Source organism: Polaromonas sp. (genome assembly GCF_013817205.1).
GTDB lineage: Bacteria > Pseudomonadota > Gammaproteobacteria > Burkholderiales > Burkholderiaceae_C > Polaromonas.
Genome location: NZ_JACDDD010000007.1, coordinates 11812 through 27052, shown reverse-complemented (window position 1 = coordinate 27052; position 15241 = coordinate 11812). Strand labels below are relative to the sequence as shown.

Sequence of the window (15241 nt, the reverse complement as noted above, 5' to 3'; positions counted from 1 at the left end):
AAAAGGGGGAAGAGGCTCTGTGTGCGAAAATCGCAATCCAGGCGGGTGAAATTTCGGCGGTATCCGTGAGCATACGCGGTGTCAGCCACCCGCGCAAACCATGTTTTGTCACACATCTGTGCTAAAAAGGAACTCCGAAATCTGTCAGGTGCCGACATGCGACGCAACATTCCTTCTACCACGGCGCTGGCACTGTTTGAGTCCGCCGCGCGCCACCAGAGTTTCACCCAGGCCGCCGAGGAGCATTCGGTGACGCAAAGCGCGGTGTGCCGCCAGATCGCCGGGCTGGAAGACTTCCTCAGCGTCAAGCTGTTCCGGCGCACCAAACGTGGCGTGTTGCTGACCGAAGCTGGTGCCAGTTATGCCCGCAGCGTGCGCTCCCGGCTCGACGATGTGGAGCGCGACACGCTGGACATGATGGCGCGCGGCGGCGCCGGCGGCGCGCTCGAGCTCGGCGTGGTGCCGACCTTTGCAGCCCGCTGGCTGGTGCCGCGGCTGGCGGGTTTTCACAAGCTGCATTCTGATATCACCGTGCACCTGTCCTCGCGCACCCGCCCTTTTCTGTTTGCCGATACCGCGCTGGACGCGGCGATTTGCGCGGTGGAGGCCGGCTGGCCCGGCACCGAGTCCTGCTTCCTGATGGACGAAAGCATCGTCGCCGTTGGCAGCCCGGCGCTGGTTAGACCAAAGCGCACCCTGAAAGCCGCCGACCTGGACGGCATGCCACTGCTGCAGATGAGCACCCGGCCTTATGCCTGGCGGCATTGGTTCGCCTCGCTAGGGCTGGTGGTCGAGGGCGACCTGGCCGGCGCGCGCATGGAGTTGTTTTCCATCACCACCGAGGCGGCCATCCACGGGCAGGGGCTGGCGCTGATCCCGCGTTTTCTGATTGAGGACGATTTGAAGCAGGGCCGGCTGGTTGAACTGGTCAAACATGAATTTGTCAGCGACCGACGTTATTACCTGATCTACCCGGAGCAGAAGTCGGACAACACGGCGCTGGCGCTGTTTCGCACTTGGCTGGAGCAAGAGGCGCTGCTGTACCGGAGCGCTGCGCCCGTTGCTTAGGGGGACGTTGTCATGCGGCCCTGCTCGCGCCGGTTCTGCGCCTGCTCGCGCAGCGCGCGCTGGCCAAAGGTCTCGCTCTCCTGGCGGATGCGCTGATTGTCGTGGCGCGTCTGCGCGCGCTGCTGGCGCCATGCCTCGCGTTGCATCTGCTGCTGGTCGCGCCAGATACGCTCCTGGTCGCTGAGGCCAGGGGGTGCGGGCACCCAGGTTCCGTTGCGCTGCGCCTGCTCGCGCAGCGCTCGCTCGCCTATCGATTCCTGGCTCTGCCGCAATTGCGCGTCCTGCTGGCGCGTCAACTCCAGCTGGCGGCGTTGTTGTTCGCGCTGCATCTGCCAGTATTCCCACTGCGCGCGGTCATGCGCGTCGAGATCGATGGGCTGGCCGTTGCCGATCCAGATTTCGGTGCGGGTGGTGACAGTCGGCAACTGCGCATAGGCCGGCGGCAGCACGCCTGCGCACAGGCAGGCGAGCAGCAGGGCGGCAAAGGTCTGGCGATTGATGTTCGGGGCAGGGTGCATGGCTTGTCTCCATCTCGCGCAGCGAAGCGCATGTTGCTCCACTGTACGCAAAACGAGAAAACACTGGTTGTGGGGCGAGTTTCCGGGCTTGCCGCTTGCGCCAGAAGTTAATGCATCAAATTGGCTTCTAGCCCTTATCGGATATGCGCAGTCAGCTATCAAAAACAGAGCAAACAGGTACTGCCGGCGATGTGAGAGGATGGTCCCCATGCAAGATTTCTGGCCTTCCAGCGGTTTCAGCCGGCTCCAGCGCAATCCGCGCGGCTGGCTGCTGCCCACCGACGACTACCTGCGCCTGTTCCTCGACCGGCCCGAGCTGGCGCTGCTGCCGGAGTCGTGTGCGGCCGAACAAGCCCTGCATGCCGCCTTGCAGGCCGCGCCCTCCAGGCCGGTGAGTGAGGCTGAACTGCAGGCTCTGAACGACCCCGACGCACGCGAGAGTTATGGCCTGTTCCTGCGCTTTCGCGACGGCTTGCTCGACGCCGGCACGCTGGAGGCGTATTACCTGGGCCTGTTCCGCGCCGGCAGCATCAGCATCCCGCCGCTGTTCATTGACCTGCTGGCCCAGGCGGTCGTTCGCAACCTGCTCGACGACGCGACAGATGCCTACGAAGTGCGTGCGGCCGAGATGCTGTTTCGCCCGCAGCGCATCTCCACCGAAGTTGGCCAGGTGCTGGCCGGCGACCACGAGCGGCTCGACATGCTCAATGACCACGGCGGACTCGGTGACTTCGGGCGTTTTCTGGCAGAGGCCAAGGCCCCGCTGCGCAGTATCGAGATGCAGGTGCTGTCAGACAGCAATGCCCCCGACTACTGGCAGGACAGCGAGCGCCACAACTTCCTGCTCGACCTCAGGCATGAGGTCAGCAACGACCTGAGTCATGGCCTGGTGTTCACCATGACCCGCGCGCGCTCGGGCTTGAAGGCGCTGGCGCGTGTGCTTGAAAAGTGGGTGCAGCACTTCCTTGGCGTGGCCGTCACGATCCGGCCGCTGCAGAAGGTCGACGACGAAGCCTGGCGCTGGCATGTGGGGCTGGACCTTGATTCGACAGCGCTGCTCAACGACCTGTACGAAGGCCGCGAGGTCGAACCCGAGCGCATGCAGCGCCTGGTCAGTCTGTTCCGGCTGGACTTTGCCGATCCGCAGGAAATGCGCGCCGACGTGGCCGGCAAGCCGGTGTACCTGGGCCTGATGATGAATGCCGAACGCGTGCTCCGGCTCAAGCCGCAGAACCTGCTGGTCAACCTGCCGTTGCGCGCGTCGGTGTGACGTCCATGGCCTGTTTCCAGCCTCTCGGCGGGCCGGCCATCCAGTAGCTTAAAATATCGGGTTCTGCCATTTTTCCAACCCGGAGCCCTCCATGCCCAAAAAAATCCGCGTCGAAGCCGACATCTGCGCCCCCAAACCCGTTCCTGCACCCGGCATGACCCGCACCGCCGGCCGTGGCCAGAAGGTCAGCCTGGAGCGTGGAACCTGGACCCGCAGCAAGAAGAACCCCGGCAAGCGCCCGCACAAAGGCGGTTAAGCCCTCAGGTGCACCCGCTGCCATCGTGATTCACGGATGGGAGTGTTTTTGCAGCAAGCCCCGTCCTTCGGGGCTTTTTGCTGCGCGCTGGCGGCCCGCGCCTGTGGCGTGGCCGGGTGCCGAATGGTTTGTTGTTGTAGACCGCGTTGTAATGCTTATCAAACTGACTGTGTCATCCCCGACTTGGTTTGGGATCCATGATCCATGTTGGATAACGCGTATGGCTTGGCTCGCCAGGCGGACCGGGGACGCAGCGCGATGCTGAGTTCACAGTAAAAAGTGCCATCAGCCCATGTACAGCGGACGTAAGCAGCTATCAAATAAATAGCAGCTACATATTCCGGCGGTACTGCCCACCCACTTCAAACAGGGCATTCGTGATCTGCCCCAGCGAGCAGACGCGCACCGCGTCCATGAGCACTTCAAACACGTTGGCGTTGTTGATCACCGCCTGCTGCAGGCGTTGGAGCATGGCGGGGGATTCTGCGGCGTGGCAGGCGTGGAAGTCGTTCAGGCGCCTGAGCTGGTTCTGCTTTTCCTCATCGGTGGAGCGCGCCAGTTCCAGCTTGTCCTGCACCGCATCACCATGGGGATTGCGGAAGGTGTTGACGCCGATGATGGGCAGCTCTCCGGTGTGTTTGAGCATTTCGTAATGCATAGACTCGTCCTGGATGCGGCCGCGCTGGTAGCCGGTTTCCATCGCACCCAGCACGCCGCCGCGCTCGGCGATGCGCTCGAACTCCAGCAGCACGGCTTCTTCCAGCAGCTCGGTCAGCTCCTCGATGATGAAGGCGCCCTGTGACGGGTTCTCGTTTTTCGCCAGCCCCCACTCGCGGTTGATGATGAGCTGGATGGCCATCGCGCGGCGTACGGACTCTTCGGTCGGCGTGGTGATGGCCTCGTCGAAGGCGTTGGTATGCAGCGAGTTGCAGTTGTCATAAATCGCAATCAGCGCCTGCAGTGTCGTGCGGATGTCATTGAACTGGATCTCCTGCGCGTGCAGGCTGCGGCCGCTGGTCTGGATGTGGTACTTCAGTTTCTGGCTACGTTCGTTGGCGCCGTATTTCTCCTTCATGGCCACGGCCCAGATGCGGCGCGCAACGCGGCCCATCACGGTGTATTCGGGGTCCATGCCGTTGCTGAAGAAAAAGCTCAGGTTGGGCGCAAAGTCGTCGATGTGCATGCCGCGTGCCAGGTAGGCTTCGACAAAGGTAAAGCCGTTTGACAGCGTGAAGGCCAGCTGGCTGATCGGGTTGGCGCCGGCTTCGGCGATGTGGTAGCCGCTGATCGACACGCTGTAGAAGTTGCGCACTTTGTGGTGCACAAAATACTGGGCGATGTCGCCCATGACCTTGAGGCTGAACTCGGTCGAGAAGATGCAGGTGTTCTGGCCCTGGTCTTCCTTGAGGATATCGGCCTGTACCGTGCCGCGTACGTTTTCCTGCACCCACTCGCGGATTTTTTCGGTCTCGGTCGGGGTCGGATCGCGGCCGTTGTCCTTGTTGAACTTGGCTATGTTCTGGTCGATGGCGGTGTTCATGAACATCGCGAGAATCGTTGGCGCCGGACCGTTGATGGTCATGCTGACTGATGTGCTCGGGCTGCACAGGTCGAAGCCGTCATAGAGCACCTTCATGTCGTCCAGGGTGGCAATGCTGACGCCGCTGTTGCCGACCTTGCCGTAGATGTCAGGGCGCAGCGCCGGGTCGTTGCCGTAAAGCGTGACCGAGTCAAACGCGGTGGACAGGCGTTTGGCGGCCATGCCTTCGGACAGCAGCTTGAACCGCGTGTTGGTACGGAAGGCGTCGCCTTCACCGGCGAACATGCGCGTCGGATCCTCGCCCTCGCGCTTGAAGGCGAAGGTGCCGGCGGTGTAGGGGTAGCTGCCGGGCACGTTGTCCAGCATCAGCCACTTGAGGATTTCGCCGTGGTCTTCGTACTGCGGCAGCGCGACCTTGCGGATGGTCGTGCCCGACAGCGACTTGCTTGTCAGGGCGGTGCGGATCTCCTTGTCGCGAATCTTCACCACGTACTCGTCGCCGGCGTAAGCCTGCTGCATGTCGGGCCACTGCGCCAGCAGGGCGCGGGCGTCGGCATCGATGCGTGCCTTGCGGTGAGCCGCCAGATCCAGCGCGGCTTCGGCGGCCGGGGCACGGTCCGGCTTGTCGATCTTGAGCATCGCGGCGGCGGCCTTGAGCTGCTGCACTTCGCGTGCGAGCTGGGCCTGGGCGCGGGCGCGCTTCTTGTAGCCACGCACCGTGTCGCTGATCTCGGCCAGGTAACGTGTGCGGGCTGCCGGGACCACCGGGGTCTGGTTGGTGCTGTGGCGTACCCCGGTCTTCGGCAGTGTGCCTTCGGACAGGGTCAGCCCCAGCCCGGCCAGGCGCGGCTTGAGCGCCTGGTACAGCGCGGTGACGCCGTCGTCGTTAAAGCGAGCGGCCATGGTGCCGAACACCGGCATCTGATCGGCCGGCGTGGTCCAGGCTTCCTTGTTGCGCTGCACCTGCTTGGCAACGTCGCGCAACGCGTCGAGCGATCCCTTGCGGTCAAACTTGTTGATAGCGATGAACTCGGCAAAGTCCAGCATGTCGATTTTTTCGAGCTGGCTGGCCGCGCCAAACTCCGGTGTCATCACATACAGGGGCACATCCACATGCGGCACGATGGCCGCGTCGCCCTGGCCGATACCCGAGGTCTCGACCACGATCAGGTCGAAGTCCGCGACCTTGCATGCGGCAATCACGTCGGGCAGGGCCTTGCTGATTTCGGAGCCGAAGTCACGCGTGGCCAGGCTGCGCATGAACACACGCTGGCCGCTGTCGCTGGTCATCTGACCGACCTGGGGAACGGTCCAGGGGTTGATCGCGTTCATACGGATGCGGTCGCCGAGCAGGGCGCCGCCGCTCTTGCGCCGCGATGGGTCAATGCTGATGATGGCCACACGCAGCTGGTCATTCTGGTCCAGGCGCAGACGGCGTATCAGCTCGTCGGTCAGCGAGGACTTGCCGGCGCCGCCTGTGCCGGTGATGCCCAGTACAGGTATCTTTTTGCCTTCTGCCTGCGTTCGCAAAGTTTGCACCAGAGCGGCATCCGCCTTTTCGTTTTCAAGCGCCGTGATCAACTGGGCCAGCGCCCGCCAGGCCATTTCGCCGTGACCTTCGATGGCCTGGGAGTCCGCAGGGGAGAAGCCGGTCAGGTCCTTGTCGCAGCGCATGACCATCTCGCCGATCATGCCGGCCAGGCCCATTTTCTGACCGTCCTCGGGGCTGTAGATACGCGTCACGCCGTAGGCCTGCAGCTCGCGGATTTCCGGCGGCACAATCACGCCGCCGCCGCCACCAAACACTTGGATATGCTCGCCGCCGCGGCTTTTGAGCAGATCCACCATGTACTTGAAGTACTCGACATGGCCGCCCTGGTAAGAACTGATGGCAATGCCCTGCGCGTCTTCCTGCAGCGCTGCGGTCACGACCTCGTCAACGCTGCGGTTGTGGCCCAGGTGAATGACCTCGGCGCCCATGCCCTGCAGGATGCGCCGCATGATGTTGATGGCGGCGTCGTGCCCGTCAAACAGCGAGGCGGCGGTGACAAAACGCACCTTGTGGGTGGGGCGGTAGCTGGCAAGGGCCTTGTATTCAGCGGACAGGTCGGTCATGGCGGCGCTCTCTGGAGGTTGTCTTGTGGCTGCGATGCGGGGAGATTATTCGATCTTCAATCCGGTCAGCGCCGGATCGTCGGGCGGGTAACACAGGTCCAGCGACTTCAGCTTGTCGCGTACCAGCGTGGCCACCATCAGGTTGCGGTGGGTCTTGGAGTCGGCGGGCACCACCGTCCAGGGGGCCCAGGGTGTGCTGGTCGCCTGCAGCAGCGCTTCGTAGGCCTTCTGGTAGTCGGCCCACTGCTTGCGCACCTCCAGGTCGCCCATGCTGAATTTCCATCGCTTGGCCGGGTCGTCGATCCGTTCCTGCAGGCGCTGACCCTGTTCCTTGAAGCTGATGTGCAGCATGAATTTGAGGATCACCGTGCCGGTTTCGGCCAGCATGCGCTCGAAGTCATTGATGTGGGCGAAACGCTGTGCGGTCTGCTCGGCCGTGATCCAGCCTTTGACCACCGGGACCAGCACGTCTTCATAGTGGCTGCGGTTGAAAATCATGGTTTCGCCCGCCCCGGGCACCTGGCGGTGGATGCGCCACAGGTAGTCGTGAGCGCGCTCTTCCTCGCTCGGCGCCTTCCAGCCCACCGTGTGCACGCCCAGCGGGCTGGTGCGGCCGAACACGGCCCGAATCGTGCCGTCCTTGCCGGAGGTGTCGGTGCCCTGCAGCAGGACCAGCAGCTTGTAGCGCTTGTCGGCGTAAAACAGGTTCTGCAGGCCGTCCAGTTCGCTCGCGAGTGCGTCCACCTCGGCCTTGTCTGTTTCCTTGTCACCGCTGGAGCAGGGTTTGGCACCGGGGTCCAGGGTGGCCAGTGAAAAGGCCTCCGCAGGTTTTACCGCAGGCACTTGCCAGCCGGCAAGGAGCGGAACGGTGGGACTCTTCTTCGCCATGTGTTGTCTCCAGGTCGGCGCTGCGGTTGTTGACGTTTACGTAAACGTCAATCTTAGCGCCTTTGCCAACAAAAATGGAGCGCTTGCGCGCCCCGGGGTGAAAATCCGCCGGTCCGGCTGCTTATTTGTACAGCAGCTGCGGCAGCCCCAGGCCGAAAGGCCGGGAACCACGGGCCGGCTCAGGAAGTCCGTCTGAAGGTTCAGCGCGACCAAGCGCGTTGACGGTGTTTTTGGCCTCCAGCCCTTGCGGGACAAGCACAAACAGCTATAAAAGTGATAGCACGTGATGCGTATGGGCCAGACGCCGTGCGGGCTTTTGCAACACGGCCGGCGCCCGCCCGCCTAAACTTGGGTGTGTCCGTCTCACTTGCCAACATGAACATGCCATGACACCGCTACAACTGTTTGATCCTGCTTCCAGCACCTACAGCTACGTGTTGTTTGACCCCGCTACGCGCGATGCGCTTTTCATCGATCCGGTGGACAGCTGGCTCGAACGTGACCTGGCGCTGCTTCGCGACCACGCTCTCAAACTGGTGTGGACCGTGGAAACCCATGCGCACGCCGACCACATTACCAGTGGCGGGCAGCTGGTTGAACATACGGGCGCCCGGACGGCGGCACCAGAGGGCTGCGGCATCGCGACCGCTGCCACCCAGCTTGGTGACGGCGATGTGCTGCAGTTCGGTGGCGAACAGGTTCGCGTCATTCACACGCCCGGTCACACGGCCGGCAGCGTGAGCTACCTGTGGCGCAAGCATGTATTTACTGGCGACGCCTTGCTGATCGATGGCTGCGGCCGCACCGATTTCCAGTCGGGTAGCGCAGAGGCGCTGTACCACAGCATCACGCAGCGGCTGTTCACCTTGCCGGACGACACCGTGGTCTGGCCCGGGCACGACGACCAGGGCCGCACCCATTCCACTATTGGCGCCGAGAAGGCCGGCAATACGCGCATCGCCGGGAAAAGCCTGGTGGAGTTTGTTGCCACCATGGACCAGCTCGGCTTGCCGCGGCCGGCGCGCATGGACGAGGCCCTGCCGGCGAACCAGAACTCGGGCTTGGGTGGGGGCCGCCAGGACGCCGACGGTGCGACTCTGCTGGAGGTCCAGACCGCCGACGGTTATGCCGGCAATGTGTCGCCCGAACTCGCCTGCCAGTGGTGGCAGGCCGGGCACGCGGTGTTGATTGACGTGCGTACCGATGCCGAGCGTGACTGGGTTGGCTTTGTGCCGGGTGCGGTCGCGCTGGCCTGGAAGCAGTGGCCGGGCATGGCAATGAATCCGCAGTTTGACGAAGCGGTGAAGGCCGCAGTGCCGGCCGGCGGCAGGGCGGTGTTGTTGTGCCGCAGCGGGGTGCGCTCGATAACGGCTGCCAGACGCGCGACAGAATTGGGCCTGGAGGCCTACAACATCCTCGAAGGGTTTGAGGGTGATCCGGATGCCGATGCGCACCGCGGCGCGCGCGGCGGCTGGCGTTTTCGCGGGTTGCCGTGGCGACAGCATTAAGGCCCCCACGTTCGCTCACTGCGTGTATCTCTCTGCCCCCCAAGGGGGCGCTGCGCCTGCGGACTGGCAAAGCCAGATCCGCGGCCCCTGCTGGTGAATACTGGGAGTTTGCGCTCGTTCCGCCGTCTGCTGCAGTGAACGGACCAAGAGACAGCGCGGCACGGTTCACATAAACTGCCCCCATGAACCACGACAGCCTGCTCAAACGCATCGAATCCAAACGCGACGAGGTGATCGCGTTGACACAAGCCCTGGTACGCATCCCCACGACCAATCCACCCGGCGATGCTTACGAAGCCTGTGCCCGCCTGCTGGGCGAGCGGCTGGCAAAACGCGGGTTTGCGGTGGAATACATACGCGCTACCGGCGCGCCGGGCGACCGCGATTCGCACCCTCGCATCAACGTCGTCGCGCGCTACGAAGGCCAGACCGGCGGGGAGTGTGTGCACTTCAACAGCCACATCGACGTGGTCGAAGCCGGCTCCGGCTGGACCACCGAGCCCTTCGGCGGCGAGGTCCGGGACGGCAAGGTTTACGGCCGCGGCACCTGCGACATGAAGGGCGGGTTGGCTTCCAGCGTGATCGCCTGCGAAGCCATTCTCGAAGAAGGCGTACCGTTTGCAGGCGCGCTGGAAATTTCGGGCACTGTCGATGAAGAATCGGGTGGTTTTGCCGGCGTGGGCTACCTGGCCGAGCGCGGTTATTTCACCCGGCCGCGCGTGCACCACGTGATCATTCCCGAGCCGCTGGGCGTGGACCGCATCTGCCTCGGTCACCGCGGCGTCTGGTGGGGCGAGGTCGAAACCCGGGGTCGCATTGCCCATGGCTCCATGCCTTTCCTGGGGGACAGCGCCATCAACCACATGAGTGCCTTCATCCACCTGCTGGAAACCCAATTGCAGCCGCGCCTGTTGCAGCGCCACACAGCTGAGCCGGTGGAGCCGCCCGGCGCGCGGGTCAGCACGCTGAACATCAACAGCCTGCACGGCGGTCAGGTCGAACAGATGTTCTCCATGGACGCGCTGAACCGGCCGACCGGCGATCTACCGTCGCCGGTGGTGGCACATTCCTGCCGCGCAGTGCTGGACCGGCGCTTCATTGCCGAGGAGAACCTTGAGGCCGTCAAGGCTGAAATCGTCGCCATGCTTGAGGAGCTCAAGCGCAGCCGGCCAGGGTTTGACTACGGCGTGCGTGACATCATGAGTTTTGTGCCGACGGCCACGCCACGGGACGCACCAGTAGTGCTGGCCACCGCCCGTGCCATCGCCCGCGTGCTGGGGCGTGAGGCCAGCTACATTTCCAGCCCCGGCACGTACGACCAAAAACACATCGTGCGCACCGGAAAGCTCGATGCCTGCATTGCCTATGGCCCCGGCATTCTGGATCTAGCCCATCAGCCCGACGAATACGTGGGCATTCAGGAATTGGTGGACAGTGCCAAGATCATGGCCCTGGCCGCACTGAGTCTCACGGGCGGGAGTCGGTAGGCGTGCCGATTAGTACAAAAGGATTCGATTTTTGTGGACGACACCACAACGAGTCTTTTTCGGAGTCTTACCCCTGTCAATGTTGACAGGGGCAGCGGCTCCAACTTAACCGGATTCATCTTCAATGGGGGTACTTTTTCACAAGGTAACCACCATGCTTGCATACCCTCTTGAGGTTCCACGGGCGCCGCCGGTAACAAAATCTCTCGCCAACCCCGTCCTGTCCATGCATTTGCAGCAACGCATCGCGCGTGATTTCAAGCCGCGCTGGGAAGGGCAATGGGGCGGCAAGTTCGTGCTGCACGGCCGGGCTGCCGGTCCCGATGCCGTCCGACTGGACGGCAACGATTACCTCAGCCTGACCGGTCACCCGGACATCGTTCGTGCGCAGGTGACGGCCTTGCAGTGCGACAGGGACTTCGTGATCCAGTCAGGGGTGTTTGTCCACGGCGAGCACCCTGCGCGTACTCTCGAGAAAAATCTCGCCCGGTGGGTAGGCAAGGAAGACGGGTTTGTGTGCCAGTCCGGCTATGCGGCCAACGTCGGCTTGCTGCAGGCGATTGCCGACCCCCAAACGCCGGTATACCTCGACACCCTGGCGCACACGTCGCTATGGGAAGGGGCACACGCGGCGCGCGCGCCGGCGCATCCGTTTCGCCACAACGACCCGGCCCACCTGGACCGGATGTTGTCGCGCCACGGCCCGGGCGTGGTCGTGGTGGATTCGGTTTACAGCACCACCGGCGCCTTGTGCCCCTTGCGCGAAATGGTGGAAGTAGCTGAGCGCCACGGCTGCATGATGCTGGTGGACGAGTCGCATTCGCTCGGCACACACGGGCCCGGCGGGACCGGCCTGTGCGCGGAGCTCGGGCTGACCGACAGGGTGCACTTCATCACAGCCAGCCTGGCCAAGGCCTTTGCCGGCCGCGGCGGCTTTTTCACGGCGCCGGCGGAATTGCGCTACTACATCCTGAGTTCCAGCTTTCCCAACATCTTCAGTTCCTGCCTGCTGCCTCACGAGATCGCCGGTCTCGGCGCCACTCTCGCGGTGATCCGAAAACGCGACGAACAACGCCAGCGCCTGCAGGCCCACACCTTGCGGCTGCGCAGCAGCCTGTCTGACATGGGTTACCCGATCCACCAGGGGACGGAGCAGATCATTTCTCTGGAGGCCGGGACCGAGCCAGACACTATGGTGCTGCGCGACCACCTGGAGGAACGAGGCGTTTTCGGTGCGGTATTTTGTGCGCCGGCCACCAGCCGCAATCGTGCCATGGTGCGGCTGACCCTGCATGCCGCGCTGACCGAGGCCGAACTCAATCATGTGGAAGGCGTGGCGCGCGCGGTGGCGCCGCTGGTCAAACCGTGGGACTGGCCGATTGCACGGCGTGCGCGCGCGGCCCAGGCGATGGGCGCCTATTAGGCGCTTCCCTAATCCTGCACCTTGCGTGGCCCTGTTTTTTTGAGCCAGTGTTTGTAGCCAACCCAGCCGCGCTGACTGGCTGGAATGTCCAGCGGAAACAGCGCCGCCAGCACCGCGCCCTCGTGCCCGATGGAAAACGCCGGCAGCAGTCGTGGGCCATCGCTGCGCCCCAGCGCCTGCTGAAGTTCCAGGTCCACCAGATGACGCCCCTCCCGGATGCCGGCCGCCGCTTTGGCATCGACGCCTTGTGACTCGGCCAGCTCGGCCAGCTCGACCAGCCCGGAAGCAGACTCCAGCTGCAGCCAGCTGACACCGCCACCGGCTTCCATGCCGAGGATGCCGAAAGGCTGCCCGATCACCACATGTTCTACCCAGTGGTTGGCTGCCAGCGCGCTCAGTTGCCGGGCCACCGACGGCACCTGCAGCAATGCATGTTGCGGTTGTGTCAGCGCGGCCCGCCAGGTCTGGGAGTGCCGCAACTGGGGCCGGTCCAGCATGCGCTGTACCACCGAGATCAGGTGTTGCGAAATGTCGGGTGTCTGTTTGGCAATGAACTGGTCAATCAGTCCCCGGTTGAAAGCGCTGACCGCCACATGCTCGTCCGCCTGACCGGTAAGGAGGATGCGGCCACCGGACCAGTCCGTGAGTTCGGACAGGGCTTGCAGCCCGTCCATGCCGGGCATCGCGTAGTCAAAGACGCAAACTTGGCTGAGGTCGTAGCGCTGCCCCTGGGCTGCCCAGTACTGCAGGATTTGCGGGATCAGCGGGCTGCCAGCGCGCCAGTTGTCGATGATTTCCTGCTGCGCCCAGGCATCAGCTTCCCACAGGGGCGGCTCTTGCTGCAACTGGTGGATGCAGGTTTGCGGCCGCAGGTAGAGTTTGATGTGCCATTGCCGGGGCAACACCATGGCCAGCATCTCAAGATAGTCGGGGTCATCGTCGAGAAAAACGATGGCACCGGGGCGGCGAAACAGTGGAAAACTCATGGGGTGCCTGGATAGTAGTCAGGGCCGGAATGCGCTCTCGTCAACGGGCGCCATTTCGATGATGAAGATGGCGCCGCGACCGGGTTCGGACTTCACGCGAATGGTTCCGCCGGCGCCCTGTACCACCTGCCGGCAGAAGGCCAGCCCCAGGCCGTGACCGGTGCCGTGATCGGTAGAGAAAAAGGGCTCGAAGATGCGGGCTTGCAATTCTGGCGGGATGCCGACACCCTGGTCGGTGATGACGATGCGTCCGGCGCCGTTGATCACCCCCATTTCAATGCGCAGGTCGCCGGGCTTGGGTGCCGAGCTGACGGCTGCCAGCGAACGGAATGCGTTCTTCAGCAGGTTGTTGATGACCTGGGCGAACAGCCGGTATGACGATTCGAACGAGAAGTCCTTGCGCAGCACCAGGGTCACACTCTCGCGCTCGCGCGAGTTGCGGTAGGGATAGTCCTTGACGACGTTGCGCAGCAGCGCGGCAGCGGTCACGGTCTCCCTGTGCATCGGCAGGCGCAACAGGCTTGCATTGGCGATCTGCGTGTCGATTTGCTGGTTCATGTTGCGCACCAGGCCATGCAGCCGTACCACCAGCTGATCAAGTTGCTGGGACCCATTTGCCTCCCCGGCGTTCTGGTTCTCGTTGCGTACGGCGTCCCCGATCAGCGAGATGGTGGCCAGCGGCGTACGCAATTCGTGCGCCATGATCCCCATGGTAGTGAGCGTGTATTGCAGGTGTTCGCGCCGCAGGTTGGCCGACGAGATGCCCAGCAGCAGGGCGCTGGACCAGCAGAAAATGATGACCACTGCATTGATGGTTTGCTGCTGTTCGTCCATGGGTAGCACCGATGGTCCGAAAAAATGAAACAGCGTCCCGGCAAGCAATACCCCGCTGACGGTGCCCAGCGTGGCGACTCGCCAGTCGGTCAGGTGGTAATAAATCAGCACCATCGCGCAAAAGCTGGCGAGCCAGACCGTGTTGCCGCTGTTGCAAAGATACATCCAGCTGAAAAAAACCGGCAGCTGTATCCAGAACACCAGAGAAAAAACTCGCGCAGAAAGTTTGCTCGACGGGTCGTTGGCGATGCTCTCGGAGATCAGCAGCAGCCCCATGGCGCCCATCACCGTGCGCAGGCCGGGGTGCTCATACGGCTGAGGCAGCCAGTGGCCCCAGATCCACCCGAACAACGGGTGCCCGACCAGTGTGAACAGTCCCAGCCAACGCAAGCGCCAGGGCGATGGGTGCAAAATAAGCATCATCTGCTCCTGAAGCTCGGCCTTGATCCGGGTCGACAGGCGTCCCGACAGGCCCGGGTAGCGCCAGACTGCGTTAAGCATGCGCTTGATCCTGGCAGGTACTCCGGAGTTCATGAATAAGTCTGGGAACATCACTCGACACATTGTCACAGTTCTGGAGAGAAACCGAATATGCCATCCCCTGTCAACTTTGACAGTGTTGCGCTGGACAGCATGCTGGCAGACTGGATTTCTGCCTTGCGTGAATATGCGGTCGAGGCGGTGGTTGTGCTGGGCCCCGATCCTTTCGGTCGGCGCCAGGACCGGGTGGTGGTGGCGGTTCATCCCCCTCGCCTGCAGGAGCCGGCCGCCTCACTGGCCGAAAGTCGGGATTTTGGGGCGCCCTGGCGGGAGTCCGATGCGCCGCTGGTGGCCTGGCAGCACATCGCCAACTCGGGCGCCGGCGTTGACCGCTGGCGCCTGTTGTGGCTGGCCCACGGATTCCAGAGCGTGGTGCGGGTCGAGTTCCCCTTGCCATCCGGCCGCGCCTTTGAATGTTTCATGTTCAGTCCGCGCCAGTTCCATGACCGCGCCGAGGCTGCGGCGCTGGTCTGGTCGGCCCTGAACATCTGGCCTTTGTTCAAGCGCACCATGGCGGCGGCCAGCAGTCCGTTGAGCCCGCGTGAAAGCGAATGCCTGGCGCTGGCCTTTGAGGGCATGACCGCGCGTCAGACCGGTGAGCGCCTGCGTTGCACCGAACGTACCATCAACTACCACATGGCCAATGCCATGGCCAAGCTCAGGGTGGACAACAAAATGGCGGCAATTCAGCGGGCCTGCTGGCTGGGTGTGATCTGAGGCAGGTGCCGTTTTATCCAGTGTTTCCCTGTGGCTTGAATATTGCACGTCGGCTATGGTTACATTACGTAAACAGTCCGTGTGATTGTTG

Annotated in this window: 12 protein-coding genes and 1 pseudogene; 8 read left to right on the top strand and 5 right to left on the bottom strand. The window is 63.3% G+C overall.

Going from position 1 to position 15241, the window contains the following annotated elements; genetic code table 11:
- The first annotated feature begins 156 nt into the window (after positions 1 to 156).
- On the top strand, positions 157 to 1068 hold the full coding sequence (locus H0W47_RS02920) for a LysR substrate-binding domain-containing protein (RefSeq protein ID WP_296920463.1): 912 nt from the start codon (positions 157 to 159) through the stop codon (positions 1066 to 1068).
- Here the strand turns inward: H0W47_RS02920 and H0W47_RS02915 are convergent.
- A complete protein-coding gene (locus H0W47_RS02915; protein ID WP_296920460.1) occupies positions 1065 to 1586 on the bottom strand; it encodes a hypothetical protein in 522 nt (173 codons plus the stop codon). The genes H0W47_RS02920 and H0W47_RS02915 overlap by 4 nt on opposite strands.
- Before the next feature lie 208 nt (positions 1587 to 1794).
- Here H0W47_RS02915 and H0W47_RS02910 point away from each other — a divergent pair, with 208 nt between their 5' ends.
- Positions 1795 to 2856 (top strand): DUF6352 family protein, encoded by a 1062-nt coding sequence (locus H0W47_RS02910; RefSeq protein ID WP_296920457.1) that lies wholly within the window; start codon positions 1795 to 1797, stop codon positions 2854 to 2856.
- 91 nt (positions 2857 to 2947) lie between these two features.
- Entirely contained in the window at positions 2948 to 3112 is a 165-nt protein-coding gene (locus H0W47_RS02905; protein WP_296920454.1) for a hypothetical protein, read from the top strand.
- Between the two features lie 331 nt (positions 3113 to 3443).
- Here the strand turns inward: H0W47_RS02905 and icmF are convergent, their stop codons facing one another.
- A complete protein-coding gene (gene icmF, locus H0W47_RS02900) occupies positions 3444 to 6767 on the bottom strand; it encodes a fused isobutyryl-CoA mutase/GTPase IcmF (RefSeq protein WP_296920452.1) in 3324 nt (1107 codons plus the stop codon).
- 45 nt (positions 6768 to 6812) lie between these two features.
- Positions 6813 to 7655 carry a PPK2 family polyphosphate kinase gene (locus H0W47_RS02895; RefSeq protein ID WP_296920449.1) on the bottom strand — a complete coding sequence of 281 codons (843 nt, stop codon included), beginning with the start codon at positions 7653 to 7655 and terminating at the stop codon, positions 6813 to 6815.
- A gap of 386 nt (positions 7656 to 8041) precedes the next feature.
- On the opposite strand from H0W47_RS02895, the pseudogene H0W47_RS02890 reads away from it, so the two are divergent.
- From H0W47_RS02890 to cqsA, 4 genes and pseudogenes are all read left to right on the top strand, one after another.
- A pseudogene (locus H0W47_RS02890) lies at positions 8042 to 8542 on the top strand (MBL fold metallo-hydrolase); the annotation flags it as partial.
- A gap of 174 nt (positions 8543 to 8716) precedes the next feature.
- Entirely contained in the window at positions 8717 to 9163 is a 447-nt protein-coding gene (locus tag H0W47_RS02885; protein WP_296920610.1) for a rhodanese-like domain-containing protein, read from the top strand.
- A 182-nt stretch (positions 9164 to 9345) separates the two neighbouring features.
- A complete protein-coding gene (locus H0W47_RS02880) occupies positions 9346 to 10650 on the top strand; it encodes an acetylornithine deacetylase/succinyl-diaminopimelate desuccinylase family protein (RefSeq protein ID WP_296920446.1) in 1305 nt (434 codons plus the stop codon).
- Positions 10651 to 10804: 154 nt separating this feature from the next.
- Positions 10805 to 12073: an alpha-hydroxyketone-type quorum-sensing autoinducer synthase gene (cqsA, locus tag H0W47_RS02875; protein ID WP_296920443.1), complete on the top strand. Its 1269-nt coding sequence runs from the start codon at positions 10805 to 10807 to the stop codon at positions 12071 to 12073.
- Positions 12074 to 12081: 8 nt separating this feature from the next.
- Here the strand turns inward: cqsA and H0W47_RS02870 are convergent, their stop codons facing one another.
- Together H0W47_RS02870 and H0W47_RS02865 are read right to left on the bottom strand one after the other, a co-directional pair.
- Positions 12082 to 13059: a response regulator gene (locus tag H0W47_RS02870; RefSeq protein WP_296920440.1), complete on the bottom strand. Its 978-nt coding sequence runs from the start codon at positions 13057 to 13059 to the stop codon at positions 12082 to 12084.
- Positions 13060 to 13077: 18 nt separating this feature from the next.
- The gene (locus tag H0W47_RS02865) at positions 13078 to 14394 is read right to left on the bottom strand and encodes a sensor histidine kinase KdpD (RefSeq protein ID WP_296920437.1); all 1317 of its coding nucleotides are present in this window, start codon (positions 14392 to 14394) and stop codon (positions 13078 to 13080) included.
- A gap of 90 nt (positions 14395 to 14484) precedes the next feature.
- On the opposite strand from H0W47_RS02865, the gene H0W47_RS02860 reads away from it, so the two are divergent.
- Positions 14485 to 15150 (top strand): helix-turn-helix transcriptional regulator, encoded by a 666-nt coding sequence (locus H0W47_RS02860; protein WP_296920434.1) that lies wholly within the window; start codon positions 14485 to 14487, stop codon positions 15148 to 15150.
- Positions 15151 to 15241 lie beyond the last annotated feature (91 nt).

Coding starts and splice junctions, on each gene's coding strand:
- H0W47_RS02910 (WP_296920457.1), top strand. CDS start 1,795: ATGCAAGATTTCTGGCCTTCCAGCGGTTTCAGCCGGCTCCAGCGCAAT.
- H0W47_RS02860 (WP_296920434.1), top strand. CDS start 14,485: ATGCCATCCCCTGTCAACTTTGACAGTGTTGCGCTGGACAGCATGCTG.
- H0W47_RS02880 (WP_296920446.1), top strand. CDS start 9,346: ATGAACCACGACAGCCTGCTCAAACGCATCGAATCCAAACGCGACGAG.
- H0W47_RS02905 (WP_296920454.1), top strand. CDS start 2,948: ATGCCCAAAAAAATCCGCGTCGAAGCCGACATCTGCGCCCCCAAACCC.
- H0W47_RS02895 (WP_296920449.1), bottom strand. CDS start 7,655: ATGGCGAAGAAGAGTCCCACCGTTCCGCTCCTTGCCGGCTGGCAAGTG.
- H0W47_RS02915 (WP_296920460.1), bottom strand. CDS start 1,586: ATGCACCCTGCCCCGAACATCAATCGCCAGACCTTTGCCGCCCTGCTG.
- icmF (WP_296920452.1), bottom strand. CDS start 6,767: ATGACCGACCTGTCCGCTGAATACAAGGCCCTTGCCAGCTACCGCCCC.
- H0W47_RS02865 (WP_296920437.1), bottom strand. CDS start 14,394: ATGCTTAACGCAGTCTGGCGCTACCCGGGCCTGTCGGGACGCCTGTCG.
- H0W47_RS02920 (WP_296920463.1), top strand. CDS start 157: ATGCGACGCAACATTCCTTCTACCACGGCGCTGGCACTGTTTGAGTCC.
- cqsA (WP_296920443.1), top strand. CDS start 10,805: ATGCTTGCATACCCTCTTGAGGTTCCACGGGCGCCGCCGGTAACAAAA.
- H0W47_RS02870 (WP_296920440.1), bottom strand. CDS start 13,059: ATGAGTTTTCCACTGTTTCGCCGCCCCGGTGCCATCGTTTTTCTCGAC.